Consider the following 20,689-nt stretch of genomic DNA (forward strand, 5'->3'; position numbering starts at 1 on the left):
GTGCTATTCACCGAGGTCGGTCAGTACCTCGTAGCCGTCCTCGGTCACCACGAGGGTGTGCTCGAACTGGGCGGTCCACTGCCGGTCCTTGGTCTGTACGGTCCAGCCGTCATCCCAGATTTCGTAGTCCAGGCCACCGAGGTTAATCATCGGCTCGATGGTCAGGGTCATGCCGGGCTCGAGCAGCTCGGTGTGGGCGCGCGGATTCTCGTAGTGCAGCACCACCAGACCGTTGTGGAAGGTGGGTCCCACGCCGTGGCCGGTGAAGTCCTGGACCACGTTGTAGCCGAATCGCTTGGCATAGGCCTCGATAACGCGGCCGATCACGTTGATTTCCCGACCAGGCTTCACGGCCTTGATGCCGCGCCACATGGCCTTCTTCGTGCGTTCCACCAACAGGCGGTGTTCCTCGGAGACGTTACCGGCGAGGAAGGTGGCGTTGGTGTCGCCGTGGACGCCATTCTTGAAAGCGGTGACGTCGATGTTGACGATGTCACCATCTTCGATCACGGTGGTGTCCGGGATGCCGTGGCAAATAATCTCATTGAGGCTCACGCAGCAGGATTTCGGAAAGTGCCGGTAGCCCAACGTGGACGGGTAAGCGCCGTGGTCCAGCATGTACTCGTGAGCCACGCGATCGATCTCGTCGGTGGTCACACCGGGGGCGACGGCCGCGCCGGCCTCGCGCAGCGCTTCGGCGGCGATGCGGCTTGCCTCGCGCATCTTCTCAATGGTTTCGGCATCCTGGACCCACGGTTCGCCGATGTTCTCTCGTACCGAGTCTTTCCACGCGTACTCGGGGCGTGCAATCTTTTGCGGAACACCGCGAATCGGGGTTGGTTGTCCGGGGGTCAAAGGTGCTCGTGTCATAGCCCCCGATAGTACTCGGCTAGTTTTGAGGCCCCGCAGCGCCCGGCTGGTCGGGATTATTCTCCGCATCGAGGTTGGCGAAGAACTTGTTTGTGATCGCCACCGAGTGCTCCGATCCCCCGCCCAGCACAATGAGGGTGGCGAAAGCTAGGTCTCCGCGGTAGCCGGCGAACCAGGCGTGAGATCCGCCGTTGATTTCGGCCTCACCGGTCTTGCCGTACACCTCGCCGGCGCCTGCGATTGCGGAGGCCGTACCGTTTGTCACCACGGCACGCATCATTTGGCGTAGCTGGTCGAGGTGTTCGGGGTTCAGCGGTTGAGGTAGCTCCCCGTTGACCTTCGTGGCGTGCTTTTCACCGGCAATGAGATACGGCACAGGCATCTTCCCAGCCGCCACAGACGCCGCCACCAAGGACATGCCAAACGGACTAGCCAGATCCAGGCCCTGGCCATAACCGGCTTCCGTGCGCTGCAGCATCACATCACCCTTCGGCACGTCGCCGGTGACGGTCTGCAGGCCGTCGATGGCGAAGTCCGTGCCCAGGCCAAACTTGGCCGCCTCGGTCTTGAGCTGACCTGGCTGCAGCTGAGTGGAGATATCAGCGAACGTGGTGTTGCAGGATTTTGCGAACGCGTTCTGCAAGGCGGTGTTGCCCAGGGAGAACCCGTTGTAGTTCGTCACGATGCGGCCACCGATATCCTGACTGCCCGGGCATCCCACAGTGGAGTCAGGACTAAGCCCCTGATGATCCAGGCCGGAATAGGCGGTGATCATCTTGAACGTCGAGCCCGGTGGGTACTGGCCCATCAGCGCCGGGTTGCCGTCTTCATCGGCCTTGGGGGTTTGCGCCACCGCAAGGATCTCGCCCGTCGATGGGCGCAGCACCACCATCATGGCCTTGGCATCGGATCGGGTATCCACGGCCTTCTGCGCGGCGTCTTGCACAGCACGGGAGATACTGACGTGCACGCTGCCCGCGGGCTGCGCGGGTGCTCCGGCGACTTGGGTCACCTCGGAGCCTTCGTTGGTCGCCGCCACGACCTTCCAGCCGTTCTTGCCCACGAGGTCGTCGCTGACCTGCTTGGACACGCGGCTGAGGATATCCGGCGCCAGGTTCGGATCGGGGCGAACCAGGGCGGCCTCTTCGTTCATCCGCACGGCGTTATCACCCGCCATGGCCTGTTTCATCTCCGCGCCGGGACCGGCGGGCAGGATCGCCACGGAAAAGTCGCCCTTGACCTTGCTGGCTTCCTGAATCTTGTCCTGCACATTGATCTGTGGAACGGCCGGGTCTTTGGCGTGCAGCACATCCAGCTCATTGGCGATGCGTCGCATGGTGGTATCGAGGTTCTTCGTCTTCGTCGTATCGACAAGCACGCGCCATTGCGTTCCGGGTTCTAGGAGCACGGCACCATCGGATCCCACCACGTTGGCCATCTTCGCCGGCACGCTGCGCAGCTCAAGGTGCTGGTTGGCGCCGAGGTCCGGGTGCAACACAGCGGGCTGCCAGCGCACGGTCCAGTCACCATCGGTCTTGGTGAGCATCATCGTGGAGTCGTAGGAGAAGTCCCGATCATCCGGCAGCGTCCAGTCCATGCTGTATGTCGCGGAGGCCTGGTTGCCGTTGGTGGAGACGTTCTTCAGCTCGGTGCGCAGACCCTGTGCCTGCAGGGCCTTCCAGGTTTCGTCGATCGCCGAGTTCGCCTGCGCGGGATTGTCGGTTTCTGCGGCGGCATCGTCGCGCTGCGACAGCCGGGTGAGGAAATCACCCGCGGCATCGTCGGCGGTATCCGGGCGGGGTGTGCACGCGGCAAGTCCGCTGACCACAACGCTCGCCATTACAGCAGACAACACGGTCTTCGACTTGAACATGGATGTGAGATTACCCGCCCGATCACAAGATTCCGCGCTCCCGCGCCACGTTCACCGCCGCAGTTCTATTGCTTACGCCCAATTTGGAGAACACATTGCCCACGTGTGACTTCACGGTCGCCTCGGTGAGCACCAATTCGTGGGCGATCTGCCGGTTGGATCGCCCGGCCCCCACCAATTGCAGAACCTCCAGCTCGCGGCTGGTGAGCTTTTCCATGGGCTTGTTGATTCTGCCGAGGAGCTTGCCCATCACCTGTGTGGACATCACGTTGTGCCCTTGCGCAGCTTCACGCACGCCATTGATCAGTTCGTCCGGTCCGCAGTCTTTGAGCAAGTAGCCCACGGCTCCGGCGCTGACAGCTCCAACCACGTCACCGTCGGTGGAGTAGTTTGTCACCACAAGAACCTGCGGCGCCTGCGGCAGAGCTCGGATCTGCTCGGTAGCCCACACTCCACCCGATGGTCCAGTGCCCACCTTCTCGCCGAAGCGCAGGTCCATGAGCACCACGTCGATCTCGCCGGGGTGCTCACGCACATAGTCCACGGCATCCCGCGGCTGCGAGACGTCCTTGGCAACGCGGACGTCCTCAGCTCCATCGAGCAGGGCCGCCAGGCCCGCTCGAACCACCGGATGATCGTCAGCAATCATGACGGAAATCATCTACGCCTCACGTCCCTTCGACTTCTTCGGCCCGCTTGTCTCGCTTGTCTTGTTTTTCTCACTTACCCTGGCCGCCTCGTCACTCTCGCTCAGGTCGTTCCCGTCCTTCACGACTTCGGCCGTGTCTCCAGCATTGCCTCCACCAGAATCCCCACCACCGGCGCGATCAACCGCCCGGTACGCGGGAATACAAATGGCCACACCACACCCCTCACCGGGCTCAGACTCGATGGTCATTGTGCCACCCACCCCCATCGCCCGGCGGCGCACACCAGCCAAGCCGAGAGTCGAGTCCTGATTCACTGCATCCCAATTCACGTCAAAACCAGTGCCGTTATCCACCACATCCAGGCTCACCTGATCCTCCTGGTAGGTCAGCGTCACCCGGGCCGCACTCGCGTGGGCATGCCGAACCACGTTGGAGACCAACGATTGCGTCATGCGCACGATCGCCTCCTGCACATCAGCCCGCAGCGGGTACGCCTGACCGTCTACAGTCAACGCGAAGCTCTTACCCATGGGAGTGGTGGACACAACCCGAGCCAGCGCCACCGTGAGGTCGGCCTGCTCCAACGGGGCGGGCTGAAGCGCAGCGATGATGCGGCGCGTCTCCGCCAGGTTCTCCTCCGTGGTTTTTCGTGCCAGGCGAATCTCCTCAATAGCCCGCGAGAGATCCTCGGCGGGGGGCTGCGTGGTGGCGTCGGATAAAAGAGGCGACAACCGGCGTTCCACAGAGAACAACAACATGTGAATCGAGCTCAGACCCTGCGCGACCGTGTCGTGGATATCGGCAGCAACGCGGGCGCGCTCCCCCATCTCACCAGCGTGGTGCGACGCCTCAGCGCGGGCCCGAGCCTCCCGGCGCAGCAGCCGAAAGCCCAACCCCAGCGCCACCGCCACGAGAGCGCCGACGACCGGGCCGATCACACCACCAATTTCGAAGCCGTTGAAACGCGCAATCGCCACCACCGTGATGACCGTGAGCACGCCGACCACCGGCACGCCCACCTTCGGCGGCAACATGCCGATCGCCAGGAAAAACAGTGCGAAAGCAATGAACGAGGCGCTCGGCCACACCGCCACCATCAGAGCCCACGCCACCACCACCGCAACGAACCACAGCCAACGCGGCCGCACCCACGCGCCAGAGATGTACACCAGGATGAACAACACGATGCGCCAGTCCATACCCTGCTTCGCGATGACTACCGCCACGAGGATCGCGACGAGGATGTGCAACCCGTGGCCGAGGTAAGTCCACAAGCGATCGAGCCGATCGACGCGCTCGGAACCATCGTGGCCATCAGCGCTGTTCAACGCGGTGGCGTGCGCTCGCCGACGGTGCGTGCCGAGGCGTGGCAGGAAGCGGGATTCCGAACTGTGACTCATGTCATCCAACTTTAGTAGGAGATGAAGACAACCCCTTTGCTCGATGCCCCCGCGCGCGGAGTCGAGCAGGATGAACAGTATGTTCCAAGGAATCAAAGAATTACGTGCAGCCAAGGGGCGCACCGCGCTGATCATCATTACCGTCGGCATGATCACCGTGCTCGTGACGTTCCTGAGCTCCCTCGCAGCTGGGCTGGCCTACCAATCAGTCTCGGCGCTGAAGAACCAACTGGGCAGCAACAAAGCCCTCGTCCTCCAAGATAACGGTGTGACCAACCTCTCCACCTCCCGGCTGAACGACCAGCAACTGACCGAGATCGAGCAGGCCGGTGGCCAAGCCCTCTACATGGCACGCGACCGGGTAGGTTCGGACACGGTCATCCTGCTCTCCGATCCCAGCCTGGCCCCCGGCACTGTGCAGGTGCCCGAGGCGCTGAAGTCCGCCGCTGAGCAGACCTACAAGTCCGATCCCCAGATCCCCAACGTGACGTTCACGGACACCGAGCTGTACCTGGATCACCAGCCGGTCATCCTCGCCTCCCCCAACCTGGTGCTCCGCCTGCCGGGTACGAGCACCGCGGCCACGGTCGATACGTCGAACTCCAAGGCCATGGACGTGGTCGATCACATGAGGGACGTGAAGGTTCTCCAGGGCAAGGACCGCTGGAATGCCTCGGCCTCCTACTCGGGCGAGCAGACCAGCCTCAACATGATGATCACCCTGCTATACGTCATCTCCGCACTCGTGCTCGGCGCCTTCTTCACCGTCTGGACCATGCAGCGACTGCGCGGCGTGGCAATCAGCTCCGCCCTCGGCGCATCCCGCAAGGTTCTCGTGGCCGACTCGCTATCCCAGGCGGCGCTCGTCCTGTTGGTGGGTATCACCAGCGGCGTACTCATCACCTGGGTGGCTGGCAGCTTCGCTGGATCGGCGATGCCGATCGTTCTCGACGCCTCTACGCTGCTTCGACCCGCGGCCATTCTGGCTGCCGCCGGTATCCTCGGCGCCGCAGTGAGCATCAAGCCGGTTCTGAGTGTGTCACCGCGGACCGCGCTGCAATCCGCTTAGCCGCAGGGGCTAAGGCCTCGCAGCTTACACCGACAGCTCGCACTGACTTTGAACACATAATCACTTTTCAACTGAGTCAAAGGACTTTTCGACATGACACACCACCACCGCGCTACGGGCGATGCGACGCCATCTAAGCACGCATCCCAAGACGCATCGTCCCAGCAAGCACTGTCGCTCGACGGCATCACGCTAGACATCAAAGACGGTTCCCAAACTCGCCGCCTCCTCGACGGGGTGACCTTCGACGTCGCCGCCGGCGAACTCGTTGGCATTACGGGTCCTTCCGGTTCCGGCAAATCTACCCTGCTGGCGATCGTCGGATGCCTCACGCCGCCGACCTCCGGCACCGCCACCCTGCACACCCCCGACGGGGTCATCAACCTCGAATCCGCCACCGGCGCCGAGGCCGCGAGGATCCGCCGCGACCACCTGGGCATCGTGTTCCAGCAGGCCAACCTACTCCCCGCCCTCACCGTTGAGGAACAGCTGCTCCTGATGCCCCGGTTGGGTAAGGTCTTCCCCATTCGCGGCCAGCGTTGGAATGATTACAAGGACAAGGCCGCCACGTTGCTCGATGGCGTGGGGCTGGGTGACATGAAAGACCGCAAGGTCGGTGACCTTTCCGGCGGTCAGCAGGCTCGCGTCAACCTGGCTCGGGCGCTTATGAATAATCCGCAGCTGCTGCTCATCGACGAGCCCACCGCAGCTCTCGATACCCAGGCCGGTGCTCAAGTCACGGACATGATCCGCGAGATGGCGCACAAGGCCAACATCCCCGCCCTGTACGTCTCCCACGATGAGGAGCAGCTAGCAACCCTCGACCGCATCCTGACCTTGGTGGATGGCAAGATCGAGGACGACAGCTAGGGCAGCTAGCGGGTAACGCGCACGTCGGCCTTGGCGCCTTCGATGGCTTCCAGGCCTTCCTCATCGGCGATGCGCATAGCTTCTTCGATGAGGGTTTCCACAATCTGATCCTCCGGCACGGTCTTGATGACCTCGCCCTTGACGAAGATCTGGCCCTTGCCATTGCCGGAAGCCACGCCGAGATCGGCATCGCGGGCCTCGCCGGGGCCGTTGACAACGCACCCCATGACGGCCACGCGCAGCGGGAACTCCATGCCCTCCAAGCCGGCGGTGACTTCGTCAGCCAGCTTGTACACATCCACCTGGGCACGGCCGCAGGACGGGCAGGATACGATTTCAAGCTTGCGGGGGCGCAGGTTGAGCGACTGCAGAATCTGATCGCCCACCTTGATTTCCTCTACCGGATCGGCGGAGAGCGACACGCGGATGGTATCGCCGATGCCCTGCGACAGCAGCGCACCGAAAGCCACACTGGACTTAATGGTTCCTTGGAATGCGGGACCAGCCTCGGTCACGCCAAGGTGCAGCGGGTAGTCGGTCTTCTCCGCGAGCTGGCGGTAGGCCTCCACCATGATGACCGGATCGTTGTGCTTCACGGAGATGGCGATGTCGCCGAAGCCGCAGTCCTCAAACAGGCCGGCTTCCCACACGGCAGATTCCACGAGCGCCTCAGGCGTGGCCTTTCCGTACTTTTCCATGATGCGCTTATCCAGCGATCCAGCGTTCACGCCGATGCGGATCGGGATGCCCGCATCGCCAGCGGCCTTGGCGACCTCCTTGACGCGGCCGTCGAATTCCTTGATGTTGCCGGGGTTCACGCGAACGGCTGCACATCCGGCGTCGATGGCGGCAAAGATGTACTTCGGCTGGAAGTGAATGTCCGCGATGACGGGGATCGGAGACTTCTTCGCGATGGCGGGCAACGCTTCAGCGTCGACGGTCTTGGGGCATGCCACGCGCACAATGTCGCAGCCCGAGGCGGTCAGCTGTGCGATCTGCTGCAGCGTCGCGTTAACGTCGTGCGTCTTCGTGGTGGTCATGGACTGAACGGACACTGGGTAGTCACTACCCACGCCCACGCTGCCGACCATGAGTTGCCGGGTCTTGCGGCGCGGAGCGAGTACGGGTGGTGGGCCGTCAGGAATACCCAAAGAAATGCCGGACATTGTGTGAACCAAGGCACCTTTCGTTGTTGAGAACGCTTCTGGATCTATTGGTGAACGGAAACGAGGCCGTCGAATTCCTTATTCTACGCGCTTGTTCTTAGGTGGGACGTGCCCCGTCGAAGTTCTTCCCTGCGTAGGTTGAGTAGATCGTCGGTGAGAAGATCTCCCGCTAGAAGATCTTCACCGGGTTCACCACATCGGCGATGATGACGGTAGCGCCGAAAACAAGCAGCACCAGTGTTGCCGCGTAGGTGATCGGCATGAGCTTCGTGTAATCCGCCGGGCCACCAGGCGCCAGTCCGCGCAGCTTCCGGAAAAAGTCGCGAATCCGCTCGTAAATCACCACCGCAATGTGGCCGCCGTCCAATGGCGGCAGGGGAACCAGGTTGAATGCGGCAAGGAAGAGGTTCAGGCTGGCGAGCGCGAGGAAGAAGTTCATCCACATGTCGTAGCGCACCATCTCCCCGCCGACCCGCGAAGCACCCACCACACTCATCGGGGAATCATCCGCACGGTCACCGCCGAAGATCGACGACACCACGCCGGGGAAACGCTCCGGCAGAGCAATGAGACCGTTCCACGTGTCCTTAAGCATGGAACCGGTGAAGGAGGCCGTGCCCCCCACCGCGCTTACGGGGTTGTACTGCAGCAGTCGGAATTCGGGGATCACCGGCGCGATACCGATGGTGCCCACGGTCATGCGGTTGCCTGCGGTGTTGAGCCGCTCGACATACTGGACCTTGAGGTCGATGGTCTGCTGCTTGCCATCGCGATCAATCACTGCCGGGACGGTGACCGTGTCGCCGGGCTTCTTGCCGTCGCCGTGATCGAGGGTGCGCAGCTCGTCGCGCAGGGTTGGGAAATCGGGGGTCGCCACACCGTTGACGCTCACGAAGGTATCGCCGGGGCGAACTCCCGACTCCGCTGCGGGGCCCGCGCCGGAACATGGCTTCAACGATCCATCAGCATTCTGAGATGCAGGGCTGCACTGGGTGGTCTTCACGGTCGGCGTGAATTCCACGCTGCGGTCCGGCAGACCCCAAGCGAGGGCCACCGAGTAGATGATGACAAGCGCCAGCAGAACGTTCATGATGATGCCGCCCAGCATGACGAAGATACGCGCCGCGGTGGAGCGGTCGTACATGGCGTACGGACGTTCCTCGTCGGTCATCTCATCCAGCTTGGTCATGCCGGCGATGTCGCAGAAGCCACCGAGGGGAATGGCCTTGATGCCGTACTCGGTGTGGCCCTTATGCGTGGACCAGACCGTGGGACCGAAGCCGATGAAGTAGCGGCGGACGCGCATGCCCGTCATGCGGGCTGCATACATGTGCCCCGCTTCGTGCAAAGCGATGGAGACGGCAATGCCCAGGGCAAAGAGAACGATGCCTAGTGCGAAAGCCACTGAGCCATCCTCTCGTGAGCCACGCTGCGGGCCTCGCGCTCGGCGGCGAGGACGTCCTCAAGGCTGCTTGGTGCTGCGGACAGGTGGCTGCAGTGCTCCATCGTCTCCGCAACGGTGTCCACGATGTACGGGAACTTCAGGCTGCCATTGAGGAACTCCACGGCGGCCTCTTCGTTGGCTGCGTTGTACACGGCAGGCATGGTGCCACCAGCAGTCACAGCCTGGCGGGCGAGCTCGACGGCGGGGAATACCTCTTCATCGAGTGGTTCGAACTCCCACGTGGCTGCGCGGGTGAAGTCGAGCTTGCGCTGTGTGCCACTGATACGCTCCGGCCAGCCTAGAGCCAACGCGATGGGCAGCTTCATGGACGGCGGCGAGGCCTGGGCGATGGTGGCGCCGTCGAGGAAGGTCACCATGGAGTGCACGATGGACTGTGGGTGCACGGTGACCTCGATGCGCTCCGGCGGGATGCCGAACAGCAAAGATGCCTCGATGAGTTCCAACCCCTTGTTGACCATCGTGGCCGAGTTCAAGGTGTTCATCTGCCCCATGGACCACGTGGGGTGCGCTGCGGCCTGTAGTGGCGTGACCGGCTCGAGCTCTTCGCGGGTCCAGCCACGGAACGGGCCACCCGAGGCGGTGAGCACGAGCGTATCCACTTCGCTGGACTTGCCTGCGCGCAGGCACTGCGCCATCGCTGAGTGCTCGGAGTCCACGGGAATGAGCTGACCCGGCTGCGCCGATTTCAGCACGAGCTGCCCACCAGCCACCAGGGATTCCTTGTTGGCCAGGGCCAGCCGGGCACCGGTCTTCAGTGCCGCGAGGGTCGCATCGAGCCCGAGCGAGCCAACGAGGGAGTTCAAGATCACATCATTGCTCTCCAGCTCATCGCCGATTGACTCCACAAGCTGACGGGCAGAATCAGCACCGCGGATGCTGCGGCCGCCGAGTTCGGCGTCGATCCAATCGGCCGTGCGCTCCGAGGCCACGGCCACGCGCTCCGCAGGGAGTCCGAAGGAGTGAATCTGCTCGAGCAACAACTCCGGTTTAGAGCCATGCGCCGCGATCCCTACCAGCTCAAACCGCTCGGTGTTCTCCTTGAGGATCTCCAAGGCCTGTGTGCCGATGGATCCCGTGCTTCCCAGTACGACAACTTTGATCTTCACCCGATCTATTGTTCCACGAATGTCGAACGAGTTGTGAACGCCATTGGTCGCGGATCGCATGCTGCCAGGCTTTTCCTGCACACGTATCAGGCACCACTCAGGTGGACACCCAAAAATTCACACCCCAAATGGGTGCCGATGGCGAATTCTGGCCGGATTTGTGTCACAATAATGTGCAATACAACTGTTGTGACATCAGGAGGAAACGGTGGCGACCCACTCGAAGGAAGTTGAAGTTTTTGACGGCGTCTCCACGGCGGACGTCCCGTCTGCAGCGTGGGGCTGGAGCGAACTGACTCGCCGTAGCATCATCATCTCCGGAATCCTCGGTGGCATCTTCCTACTGCTGCTGCAGTTCGGTAACCACGAGGGTCACGTTGAGAACATCTGGCTGATCACCTTGGCTGTCCTCACCTTCATCGGTACCGCCATCTTCGCGTTCCGCCCGAAGCTGACCCAGCGCCAGACCGTGACCAGCCACAACAAGCCGATCGGCCACATCGAGCCGCAGTGGGCAGCCGACCAGAAGAACCTGACCGGCGCTTACGCTAACCTCTCTGACGAGCAGCTGGCTTCGTGGAACATGGACGCTCGCAGCAAGGAATCCCTCTCCCGAGACTAATTGTTCTTAGGGTTTCGGCCCTCGGGTCTCGAGTCTTTTCAATCTCGACGCCCACAGCGCAAAAGCAGCTCCCGCTGACGCGGGAGCTGCTTTTGCGTGTTCTGTGGGTTTTGTGTGCGAGGTCTAAACGCCCGCCGAACCGAACAGTGCACCTGCGAAGTAGGTGATCACCAAACCAAGGGCGCCACCGATGAGCAGTCGCAGCACCGAGCGACTGACCTTGGTGCCACTGAGCTTCGCGCTAATGAAACCAGTCAGCGCCAGGGTCAGCAGGGTCACAACCGTCACCACGATTGCCTGCGCAGACTTCGGCGCAGCCAAGACGGACAGAATCGGCAGCAGAGCACCCACCGTGAAGGCGAACGCGGAGGCACCTGCGGCAACCCAAGGGTTCGTCAGTTCCTCGTCATCGATGCCCAGCTCCAGCTGCAGGTGAGCCTTCAGCGGATCATTCTGCTCCATTTCGGAGACCGCCTTATCGGCTGTGGCATCGGTGATGCCGTAGCCACGCAGGATGTCCACCATTTCCTTGTGCTCTTCCTCCGGCATCTCCTTGAGCTCGCGCTTTTCCAAGTCGATGTAGTAGCGCTCAGTGTCACGCTGAGCGGACACGGACACGTACTCACCCAGAGCCATTGATACGGCACCTGCCACCGCAGCCGCCACACCTGCAAGCATGATGGCGGAGGTTTCGCTGCCTGCGGCGATCACGCCGAGCAGGATACATGCGGTGGACACGATGCCGTCGTTAGCGCCCAACACACCGGCGCGGAGCCAGTTCAGCTTGGAGCCGAAGCTGCTGTGGTGCGGTTCACTGTTGTGACCGTCCACCACTGCTTCTGAAATAGACATGTTGAATCCATTCTTATCGTCGTTATGAGAAGCGAGGAAGTGCTTTACTCAGCACAATCTCGCTTCACGGGTAGGCCAGCCAGTCACGGCTGTGCCTGCCCACTGCAGTTGTCTTTCGATGGGTTCCCACGAGAGTTGAGTTACCCGGGAACTTGTAGGTATGCGGAGTGGGTAGTCACCCCGCACCGCGTGGACGAGTCACCGTCCCCCATCAATGAAGACTTCCTACAGCATACGCAACGAAGTCTATTTCTCCTCAGCGGCGAGCTGACCGCAGGCAGCGGCGATCTCTTGCCCCTTCGTATCGCGCACGGTGCAGGGCACCCCCTGCTCCTCCACGCGGCGCACGAATTCGTCCTGCCGCTCCTTCGGGGAAGCATCCCACTTAGACCCCGGAGTGGGGTTCAGCGGAATCACGTTGACGTGCACCTTTGATCCCAGCGCACCGCGAAGCTTCTTGCCTAGCAGTTCGGCCCGCCACGGCTGATCGTTCATGTCACGAATCAGCGCGTATTCGATCGATACTCGACGCCCAGACGTGTCCGCGTAGTAGCGGGCCGCGTCCAACACCTCATCAACAGACCACCGATTGTTCACGGGGACGAGCTCGTCGCGGAGTTCATCATCTGGCGTATGCAGCGATACGGCCAGGCGAACCGTCATGTTTTCATCGGCGAGCTTACGGATCGCGGGAGCCAGGCCCACCGTGGAGACCGTCACGTTGCGCTGGGAAATGCCGAAGCCCTCCGGCGCGGGCGACGTGATCTTGCGGATCGTATCCACCACGCGCTTGTAGTTAGCTAAGGGCTCGCCCATGCCCATGAAGACGATGTTGGACAGGCGCCCCTCCTCCCCTGCTACTTCGCCGTCACGCATGGCTGCCGCCGCATAGCGGACCTGCTCCACCATCTCGCCGACGGAGAGGTTGCGGTCCAGACCGCCCTGGCCGGTCGCACAGAACGGGCAGGCCATGCCGCAGCCCGCCTGGGACGAGATGCACAGGGTGGCTCGGCCGGGGTAACGCATGAGCACGCTCTCCAACAGGGTTCCATCGTGCAGGCGCCACAGGGTCTTGCGGGTCTCTCCGTCATCGGCCTCCATGTTGCGCAGGGGCATCATGAGATCCGGGAAGAGGGCATCCTTGACCGCCTGGCGCTTGCCTTCCGGCAGGTCCGTCATGTCCAGCGGGTTGCCCTGGAGGCGACCGTAATACTGGCGCGCAATCTGGTCGGCGCGGAACTTGGGGAGACCCAACTGTTCCACCTCGGAAATGCGCTTGTCGGCGCTCAGGTCTGCGAAGTGGACTGGGGGCATTCCCCGCTTGGGGGCTGCGAATTGAAGTTTTACTGGTTCAGCCATGGTGGCGACCATTATTGCACGCCTAGCCCCTTGAGAGACAGTCGAGACGCTGGTGCTGTAACACCTAGTGAAACACCTACCGGGACACGCGATGGCACGTGGCTGCCACACAGTAAGCTCTGCATGGAAAAAGCCGCGACAACAAACCAGAGAGCTTTTGCCGAAAACGCTGCCCATCACGTTGGCAGTTATCCCACTCATAGAGTTCAATAGGAACCATGACTAACCCCTACAAAGAACCAGCGAAAAACCACGCACCCGGTAATGATCCCATCGACGGCACCAAGGCTATGCCGAACGTAGGGGCGTCGAACGAGAAAAAGCCGGCGAAGAACGAGAAGCGCAAGGTCAAAGGCTCCGTGGCGGGCACCACATGGGTAAGCCTGACGGTCGGTTTGCTGCTGCTCATCCTCCTTATCGTCTTCATCCTGCAGAACCAGCAGAAAGTGGAGCTGCAGCTCTTCGCCTGGACGATGAACTTCCCCATCGGCGTGGGCATGCTCATCGCCGCGATTGTGGGCGCGCTGATCATGGTGATCGTGGGCGGCGCCCGGATCATGCAGCTGCGCAAGCAAGTCAAGCGCTAGCACCTAGCGCTCGCTGGACCTCGCCAGACCGCGCTAGACCCCGCTGATCATGTTCAGAACCACCCAGGTGATCATGGCGGCGGGGAGCATACCGTCGAGGCGGTCCATGAGACCGCCGTGGCCGGGGAGCATGTGGGACATGTCCTTGATGCCGAGATCGCGCTTGAACTGCGACTCCACGAGGTCACCGAGCGTGGCGCAGATGGCCAGGCCCACGCCCAGCAGGATGCCGATCCAGAACGGGGCATGCAGCAAGAGCGTCACGCAGGCGATGCCCACCGCCACGGAGGTCACGACCGAGCCACCGAAGCCTTCCCACGACTTCTTCGGGCTCACCGCCGGCGCCATGGAATGGGTGCCGAAGAACACACCGAAGGCGTAGCCACCAACATCCGAGGCCACCACGCAAAGCATAAACGTGACGATGAAGGCCCAACCATCCACATTGTCGCGCTCCATGCGGGACAACATCGCGGCGAACGAGCCGAACAGCGGGATCCACGTCAGGATGAAACACCCGACCGCGGTGTCGCGAACGTAGTTGTGCGGCGGGGAGGACCGGCCGTGATGGAACAGCCGGGTAATCATGAGCAGGAGCACCGACGTGGCGTAACCGGCGACAAGGCCCGTCGTGCCGAACGGCCACGACAGCCACACCATGACTTGGCTGCCGACCACGAGAACAACGAGGCTCAGCACATAGCCGGCCTCGTAGAGGCGACGCCACACCTCGTACACCGCCAAGCCCATCGCTGCGGCGACGAGGGGGTACCAGCCCCACGTAGTAATGAGCGCACCGATGACCAAAGCGCCCAGCAGCACCCCCACTGTGATGGCCTGCGTGAGGTTGCGACCAGCGGAGTTTTTGGGCTTAGGGTGGGCCACTGTTTCAGAATCCTTCTCGGTCTGTGGTCGATCCGTCGTCTATTGGTCGTCGCTGTAGTGATCGGCGCTGTATTGATCGTTGCTGCGGCTCACGATGGAAAACTCGAGGGCAGGTGAGCCCTAAACCTCCATGAGCTCCTTTTCCTTGTTCTCCACTACGGCGTCGACCTGAGTGACGTAGTTGTGGGTGATGCTCTCGAGTTCCTTTTCCGCAGCCTTCACTTCGTCCTCGCCGGCTTCGCCGTCCTTCTGGATCTTGTGGAGGCCTTCCATCCCCTTGCGGCGGATGTTGCGGATGGCGATCTTGGCATCCTCGCCCTTGGAGCGGGCAACCTTGACGAGCTCCTTGCGGCGCTCCTCGGTGAGCTGCGGAATAGTCACACGCAGCACCTGGCCGTCGTTGGTGGGGTTAACACCGAGATCGGAGTTGCGGATCGCGTTTTCGATCTCACCCATGGTGGACATCTCGTAAGGCTTGATGAGCAGCATCCGGGGCTCGGGAACGCTGATGGTCGCCATCTGGGTGATGGGGGTCGGCACACCGTAGTACTCGGCGATAACTCCGTTGAACATGGAGGGGTTCGCACGGCCGGTGCGGATGGTCATCAGGTCCTCGCGAGCGTGCTCTACGGAGCTGGTCATGCGCTCCTCGGACTCCAGCAAGATATCGTCAATCATGGTTATGAATCTACCAGCCTTAGGGTGATGTGGGCGTCAGTGAACGTGAAGTGTTTGTGAAGTAGACCGGCAGATAGCCGGGCTACTCCGTGTGATCCGCTTGTCGCTGCATACCGCTGCGCGCTGCTGTGCGTCCCTACTTGTCGTTGACCATCTCAGCAGAGCCGACCTTGGAATCAACCAGGGTGCCGATGCGCTCGCCGCGGACTGCACGAGCGATGTTGCCCTCGGTGAGCAGGTTGAACACGAGGATCGGCATGTCGTTGTCCATGCACAGGGAAAAGGCCGTGGCGTCGGCGACCTTGAGGCCCTTCTCGATGACCTCGCGCGGGGTGATCTCGTGGAAGAGCTCCGCGTCCGGGTTGGTACGGGGATCGTCGGAGTACACGCCGTCCACAGCCTTGGCCATGAGCAGCACCTCGCAGCCGATTTCCAGTGCGCGCTGGGCGGCGGTGGTGTCCGTGGAGAAGTACGGCATGCCCATGCCTGCACCGAAGATGACCACGCGGCCCTTCTCCAGGTGGCGGTCGGCACGCAACGGCAGGTACGGCTCAGCGATCTGGGCCATGTTGACGGAGGTCTGCACACGGCAATCCACGCCTTCCTGTTGGAGGAAGTCCTGGAGAGCAAGGCAGTTCATGACCGTGCCGAGCATGCCCATGTAGTCACTACGGGCGCGGTCCATCCCGCGCTGCTGCAGCTCCGCGCCGCGGAAGAAGTTGCCACCGCCGATAACCACAGCGACCTCAGCACCGGACTTGGAAACCTCGGCGATCTGCCGGGCCACGTTCTGCACCACGTCGGGGTCGATGCCCACTCGCCCGCCGCCGAACATTTCACCGCCCAGCTTCAGCATGACTCGCTTGAATCCATCACGGTTTTCGACAGTGCTCAACGCAAAAACTCCTTCATCGACTATGCAGCCGGCTATTCATCCGGCCCCTCTGGACACCGGTTCCTCTGGACATCCTACAGGGTCGCAGACACGACAAACGCCACCCACGCCCATGCGGGCGGTAGGTGGCGTTCAGTGCCGGTTAAACACGCTCAACCGCGGCGTTTACTCAAGCTCTCAAGCGCTGAAACTCTCGAGCGCTTGAAGTAGTGCTTGGGTGCTTAGGCCTGGCCGACCTCGAAGCGCTTGAAGCCGGTGATGGTCACGCCGGCCTCGTCCATGACCTGCTTGACGGTCTTCTTGGACTCCGTGACGGACGGCTGATCCAGCAGGCAGACATCCTTGAAGAAGCCCTTCAGGCGGCCCTCGATGATGTTCGGCAGAGCCTTCTCGGGCTTGCCTTCCTCGCGGGCGGTAGCCTCGGCGATCTCGCGCTCCTTGGCAACGGTCTCGGCCGGAACGTCCTCGGAGGACAGGTAGGTGGCCTTCAGTGCGGCAACCTGCATGGCTGCTGCCTTAGCGGCGGCCTCGTCGTCGCCCTCGTAAGCAACGAGCACGCCCACTGCTGGGGGCAGGTCGGAGGAGCGCTGGTGCAGGTACACGGCAACCTTGTCGCCCTCGATGGTGGTGGCGCGCTTCAGCTCGAGCTTCTCGCCGATCTTTGCGGAGAGCTGCTGCAGAGCGTCGATGGCCTTCTCGCCGTCAACGTCCACGGCCTCCAGCTCCTCGCGGGAGTTGGCCTTGGCTGCTGCAGCGGCCTCAGCGACCTTGTTAGCGAAGTTGATGAACTCGGCGTTCTTGGCAACGAAGTCGGTCTCGGCGTTGACCTCGATCATGGTGTTGCCGGAGACGGCGATGAGGCCCTCGGATGCGCTGCGCTCAGCGCGCTTGCCGACATCCTTGGCGCCCTTGATGCGCAGGATCTCAATGGCCTTGTCGAAGTCGCCTGCGGCTTCTTCCAGGGCCTTCTTGCAGTCCATCATGCCAGCGCCGGTGATCTCGCGGAGCTTCTTAACGTCTGCAGCGGTGTAGTTCGCCATGTGGGGCGATCCTCCTTCTGATGGAAGTTTTGTATGGGCTTGTGGGTACAAGCCTAAGTGACAGACAGCGCCTGTGCCCGTCGGAAACACGGGCGAGCCAGTGTGCGGGGCGCAGGCGCTGATTGTTCAGAGTTGTGCAGTGACCGGATTATTCCGGTCGTTGCCCAGGTGTGGCCTTACTCTGCGGCCGGAGCCTCAGTCTTAGCGTCAGCGTTAGCCTCAGCGTTGTCTGCAGCGGCCGGAGCCTCGGTGGACTCGGCAGCGTTGCCAGCCTCAGCGTTGGCCTCCGGTGCCTGTGCGTCGCCAACAGCTTCCTTCGCAGCGGCTTCCTGGCGCTCGGCGCGTGCCTGGCGACCGGCCTCAACTGCGGAGGAGATGATGGAGGTCAGCAGGGTTGCGGAGCGGATGGCGTCGTCGTTGCCCGGGATCGGGTAGTCGACAACGTCGGGATCACAGTTGGTGTCCAGCACAGCGACAACGGGGATGTTGAGCTTGTGTGCCTCGGAGACAGCGATGTGCTCCTTGTTGGTGTCGATGATCCACAGTGCGGAAGGCACCTTGGTCATGTCAGCGATGCCGCCGAGGACGCGCTCCAGCTTGTTGCGCTCGCGGGTCAGCATGAGGACTTCCTTCTTGGTGCGGCCCTTGTAGCCGTCCTCGGCAGCCTCCATGGCCTGCAGCTCCTTGAGGCGGTGCAGACGCTTGGCAACGGTCTGGAAGTTGGTCAGCATTCCGCCGAGCCAGCGGTGGTTGACGTAGGGCATACCCACGCGCTCAGCCTCGGTGGCCACGGCTTCCTGGGCCTGCTTCTTGGTGCCCACGTAGAGGATGTTGCCGCCGTGGGCAACGGTCTCCTTGACGAACTCGTATGCTTCGTCGATGTAGGTCAGGGTCTGCTGCAGGTCGATGATGTAGATGCCATTGCGGTCGGTGAAGATGAAGCGCTTCATCTTCGGGTTCCAACGACGGGTCTGGTGACCGAAGTGGACACCTGCATCGAGCAGTTCGCGCATAGTAACAACAGCCATAGTGTTACAGGGGCGGTGTTCGCGTCCGGCGGGCTTCGTTGTGCCCATCCGGTGTGGCCGACCGTGTTCGTGGCCGACCGTTTCCCGCCCCTTCCTCGCTTTCAAAGTCTTGGGGTTTTGACGGTTTTCTCTACGATCCACTCGACGAGCCTCTCGGCGCGGCTTGTGAACCGTCCTGGCAGATATCCCCTGCTAGCTGTGACTTACTCTACTTGCCCGGTGTGGGTTGCGCTTGCCGTGACGATGCCTTCTGAGCACCGTCCCGCGAGCACTCACCTGTCTTCCGGGACCGTACCGGTAGGTCGTACTGTGGGGTGCGAATTATCTACGCGTAGTCAGTACCCATCCTTCGACACGACCTTCGCGTGCCGCTGTCCCGCCTTCGCTGCCACACTGGATGCGGCAGGTTCTGGCGGAGCCGAGTTCAGGCATACTGCACCGATGAGCTTACTACTGTCTGCGGGTTGCAACCAACTTCTCCCCGCCTCGGCGTGTGGATAATCGTTGCCCGTCCACAGTTGCTCGGATTGTGCTCTTTTTTGTTCGACGCCACACCCGGCACCATCGGCGGCATGAACATGTGCGAACTGTGGCGTCGGCCCCAATCGGTCGTGGGAAAATCCGCCTGGATAACGGTGGTTGCCGTCCTAGTGATTGTGTCCAACGTAATTGCGCCTGTGTGCGTGGCCACTCCCTTTTCCGCCCCGGCACGTGCCGCGCCTGGACTCCGGCCGGCGCAGAATCCCGCCCGTTCTCCGGTCCGAACGCACCAGGTGCCCCTCCCCGGCGTTGCCCGGGGCGAGGTAGAACGTCTCGTACTTCGTGGCAGCGACATTCCCGAGGAGGATTGGAAGCCGGGGCACCGAGGTGTGGATCTGCGCGCTGCCCCGGGCCAGAAAATCGCTGCCTCCCGGGGTGGAGTGGTGGCGTTTGCCGGAGTGGTGGCGGGAACGCCGATCGTGTCCATCCAGCATTCCGACGGGTTGAGAACCACCTACGAGCCCGTGCATGCGACTGTCGCTGTAGGCCAGCATGTGCGGCGCGGGGCTGTCATCGGTCATCTCGCGGACGCGGACGCCTTACCTGAGACAGCCCGCAGGAGCCCGGGATTGTCGTGGGGCGCGAAGTGGGGATCGAGCAGTTCGTATGTTGATCCGCTCACGCTCTTGGGAGACGCGCGAGTCCGGCTGGTTCCGCCGGACTCGGTTCCGGACACAGCGCCAGACCCAGCGCCGAAACGTACGTCGGTTTAGGCGCCCGAGCGAGGATGAGCTTGGTTGAACACGGCCTTGAGGCGCTCCGTGCCCACGTGGGTGTAGATCTGCGTGGTCGACAGCGAGGAGTGGCCGAGGAGTTCTTGGACGGTGCGCAGATCCGCGCCGCCCTCAAGCACTGCTGTGGCCGTGGAGTGCCTGATGCCGTGGGGGGAGAGCTTCGGCACGCCGGCCTCGCTCGTCAGGCGATTGACCACAGTTCGCACTTGTCGCTGGTCGATCCGCCCGCCGCGAGCCCCGAGAAACAGGGCATCGTCGGTCTTGCCCGGCGCGACCAGATCCTTCCGGGCGGCTAGCCATTCGTTGACCGCGCGCTTGGCCGTGGATCCGAAGGGCACCATTCTGGTTTTGTTGCCTTTGCCAGTCACTCGGGCGAGGTTGCGTTCGAAGTCGAGGTCGGCGCAATCGAGCCCGACGAGCTCGGCCACTCGGATCCCCGTGGCGTAGAGCAGTTCGGTCATGGCCCAATCTCGGATGTCCACCGCTGTGGCTTCTGAGCCGTGCGCGAGGTCGCGGGCGCGGTTCAGCATGGCCTCCGCTTGTTGAACCTTGAGCACGCGTGGGAGGGAGGACGCCGGTGTAGGGGCTTTCAGCGAGGCGACAGGGTTGGCTTCGACGAGATCCTTGTGGGCGAGGTAGTCGCCGAATCCGCGCATGCTGGAGGCCAGCCGTGCCAGTGTGGCTCGGCTGGCTCCGTTATCCACGGCCCAGCCCAGCACGGAGCGTGCGCGGTCTAGGGTGAATTCCTCCACCGTGGTGAGCCCCTCGGTGGCTGCCACGAGGTCTCGGTGGTACGCGGTGATGGTGTTCTCGCTGCGGCCCTTGACGTGCCTTAAATAGGACTCGTACTCGGCCATGAGCTGGGTAAAGACGGCAGAGCTCTCGGAGTTCCCCGAGCTCGCGTCCTGCGCAGTCTCACCGTTTTGTGCCATGGGTTAAGGCTACCTCAGTGCCTGTATCACCCAATAGCACGTAGCATCACCGATGCAACACCGTTGCA

The 20,689-nt window shown here is 62.4% G+C and carries 20 protein-coding genes; 5 read left to right on the plus strand and 15 right to left on the minus strand.

From position 1 onward, the window contains the following. Positions 1-3: 3 nt before the first annotated feature. From map to LA343_RS08355, 4 genes are read right to left on the minus strand one after another with little or no spacing between them, the layout of a single operon-like run. Complete coding sequence (gene map / locus LA343_RS08340) at positions 4-870, minus strand: type I methionyl aminopeptidase (RefSeq protein ID WP_025402877.1); 867 nt, start codon at positions 868-870, stop codon at positions 4-6. A 19-nt stretch (positions 871-889) separates the two neighbouring features. After that, positions 890-2,743, minus strand: a complete 1,854-nt coding sequence (locus tag LA343_RS08345) for a penicillin-binding transpeptidase domain-containing protein (protein ID WP_025402878.1) — start codon at positions 2,741-2,743, stop codon at positions 890-892. 22 nt (positions 2,744-2,765) lie between these two features. After that, positions 2,766-3,404 carry a LuxR C-terminal-related transcriptional regulator gene (locus LA343_RS08350; RefSeq protein WP_025402879.1) on the minus strand — a complete coding sequence of 213 codons (639 nt, stop codon included), beginning with the start codon at positions 3,402-3,404 and terminating at the stop codon, positions 2,766-2,768. Then, complete coding sequence (locus LA343_RS08355) at positions 3,405-4,793, minus strand: sensor histidine kinase (protein ID WP_025402880.1); 1,389 nt, start codon at positions 4,791-4,793, stop codon at positions 3,405-3,407. A gap of 79 nt (positions 4,794-4,872) precedes the next feature. Here LA343_RS08355 and LA343_RS08360 point away from each other — a divergent pair, with 79 nt between their 5' ends. Beyond that, the gene (locus tag LA343_RS08360; protein ID WP_025402881.1) at positions 4,873-5,862 is read left to right on the plus strand and encodes an ABC transporter permease; all 990 of its coding nucleotides are present in this window, start codon (positions 4,873-4,875) and stop codon (positions 5,860-5,862) included. Positions 5,863-5,955: 93 nt separating this feature from the next. Beyond that, a complete protein-coding gene (locus LA343_RS08365) occupies positions 5,956-6,732 on the plus strand; it encodes an ABC transporter ATP-binding protein (RefSeq protein ID WP_081737325.1) in 777 nt (258 codons plus the stop codon). A gap of 5 nt (positions 6,733-6,737) precedes the next feature. Here LA343_RS08365 and ispG read toward each other — a convergent pair whose 3' ends face one another. The 3 genes from ispG to dxr form a co-directional block, all read right to left on the minus strand. Beyond that, positions 6,738-7,898: a flavodoxin-dependent (E)-4-hydroxy-3-methylbut-2-enyl-diphosphate synthase gene (ispG, locus tag LA343_RS08370; protein ID WP_025402883.1), complete on the minus strand. Its 1,161-nt coding sequence runs from the start codon at positions 7,896-7,898 to the stop codon at positions 6,738-6,740. Positions 7,899-8,067: 169 nt separating this feature from the next. Beyond that, on the minus strand, positions 8,068-9,303 hold the full coding sequence (locus LA343_RS08375; protein ID WP_025402884.1) for a M50 family metallopeptidase: 1,236 nt from the start codon (positions 9,301-9,303) through the stop codon (positions 8,068-8,070). Then, positions 9,288-10,478, minus strand: coding sequence for a 1-deoxy-D-xylulose-5-phosphate reductoisomerase (dxr, locus tag LA343_RS08380; protein ID WP_025402885.1), 1,191 nt, complete (start codon positions 10,476-10,478; stop codon positions 9,288-9,290). Before dxr ends, LA343_RS08375 begins: the two co-directional genes overlap by 16 nt. A 199-nt stretch (positions 10,479-10,677) precedes the next feature. Here dxr and LA343_RS08385 point away from each other — a divergent pair, with 199 nt between their 5' ends. Further along, a complete protein-coding gene (locus LA343_RS08385; protein ID WP_025402886.1) occupies positions 10,678-11,091 on the plus strand; it encodes a DUF2631 domain-containing protein in 414 nt (137 codons plus the stop codon). Between the two features lie 123 nt (positions 11,092-11,214). On the opposite strand, the gene LA343_RS08390 is transcribed toward LA343_RS08385, so the two are convergent. Further along, positions 11,215-11,943, minus strand: coding sequence for a VIT1/CCC1 transporter family protein (locus LA343_RS08390; protein WP_025402887.1), 729 nt, complete (start codon positions 11,941-11,943; stop codon positions 11,215-11,217). Between the two features lie 246 nt (positions 11,944-12,189). Further along, positions 12,190-13,302 carry a dual-specificity RNA methyltransferase RlmN gene (gene rlmN / locus LA343_RS08395; RefSeq protein WP_025402888.1) on the minus strand — a complete coding sequence of 371 codons (1,113 nt, stop codon included), beginning with the start codon at positions 13,300-13,302 and terminating at the stop codon, positions 12,190-12,192. A gap of 218 nt (positions 13,303-13,520) precedes the next feature. Here rlmN and LA343_RS08400 point away from each other — a divergent pair, with 218 nt between their 5' ends. Next, entirely contained in the window at positions 13,521-13,889 is a 369-nt protein-coding gene (locus LA343_RS08400; protein WP_025402889.1) for a LapA family protein, read from the plus strand. A gap of 33 nt (positions 13,890-13,922) precedes the next feature. On the opposite strand, the gene LA343_RS08405 is transcribed toward LA343_RS08400, so the two are convergent. The 5 genes from LA343_RS08405 to rpsB form a co-directional block, all read right to left on the minus strand. Further along, positions 13,923-14,774, minus strand: a complete 852-nt coding sequence (locus LA343_RS08405; RefSeq protein WP_025402890.1) for a phosphatidate cytidylyltransferase — start codon at positions 14,772-14,774, stop codon at positions 13,923-13,925. A gap of 120 nt (positions 14,775-14,894) precedes the next feature. Continuing rightward, positions 14,895-15,452: a ribosome recycling factor gene (gene frr / locus LA343_RS08410; RefSeq protein ID WP_025402891.1), complete on the minus strand. Its 558-nt coding sequence runs from the start codon at positions 15,450-15,452 to the stop codon at positions 14,895-14,897. Between the two features lie 136 nt (positions 15,453-15,588). Next, entirely contained in the window at positions 15,589-16,308 is a 720-nt protein-coding gene (gene pyrH, locus LA343_RS08415) for a UMP kinase (RefSeq protein WP_052337657.1), read from the minus strand. 260 nt (positions 16,309-16,568) lie between these two features. Continuing rightward, on the minus strand, positions 16,569-17,387 hold the full coding sequence (gene tsf / locus LA343_RS08420; RefSeq protein ID WP_025402893.1) for a translation elongation factor Ts: 819 nt from the start codon (positions 17,385-17,387) through the stop codon (positions 16,569-16,571). A gap of 176 nt (positions 17,388-17,563) precedes the next feature. Continuing rightward, positions 17,564-18,415, minus strand: coding sequence for a 30S ribosomal protein S2 (gene rpsB, locus LA343_RS08425; protein ID WP_025402894.1), 852 nt, complete (start codon positions 18,413-18,415; stop codon positions 17,564-17,566). Positions 18,416-18,993: 578 nt separating this feature from the next. Between rpsB and LA343_RS08430 the strand changes: the two genes are divergently transcribed. Next, positions 18,994-19,668: a M23 family metallopeptidase gene (locus tag LA343_RS08430; protein ID WP_081737423.1), complete on the plus strand. Its 675-nt coding sequence runs from the start codon at positions 18,994-18,996 to the stop codon at positions 19,666-19,668. Here the strand turns inward: LA343_RS08430 and LA343_RS08435 are convergent. Next, positions 19,665-20,621, minus strand: a complete 957-nt coding sequence (locus LA343_RS08435; protein ID WP_025402896.1) for a tyrosine recombinase XerC — start codon at positions 20,619-20,621, stop codon at positions 19,665-19,667. The two genes, LA343_RS08430 and LA343_RS08435, sit on opposite strands and share 4 nt — an antisense overlap. Between the last annotated feature and the right edge of the window lie 68 nt (positions 20,622-20,689).

It is taken from the genome of Corynebacterium falsenii (assembly GCF_020099275.1).
Lineage (GTDB): Bacteria > Actinomycetota > Actinomycetes > Mycobacteriales > Mycobacteriaceae > Corynebacterium > Corynebacterium falsenii.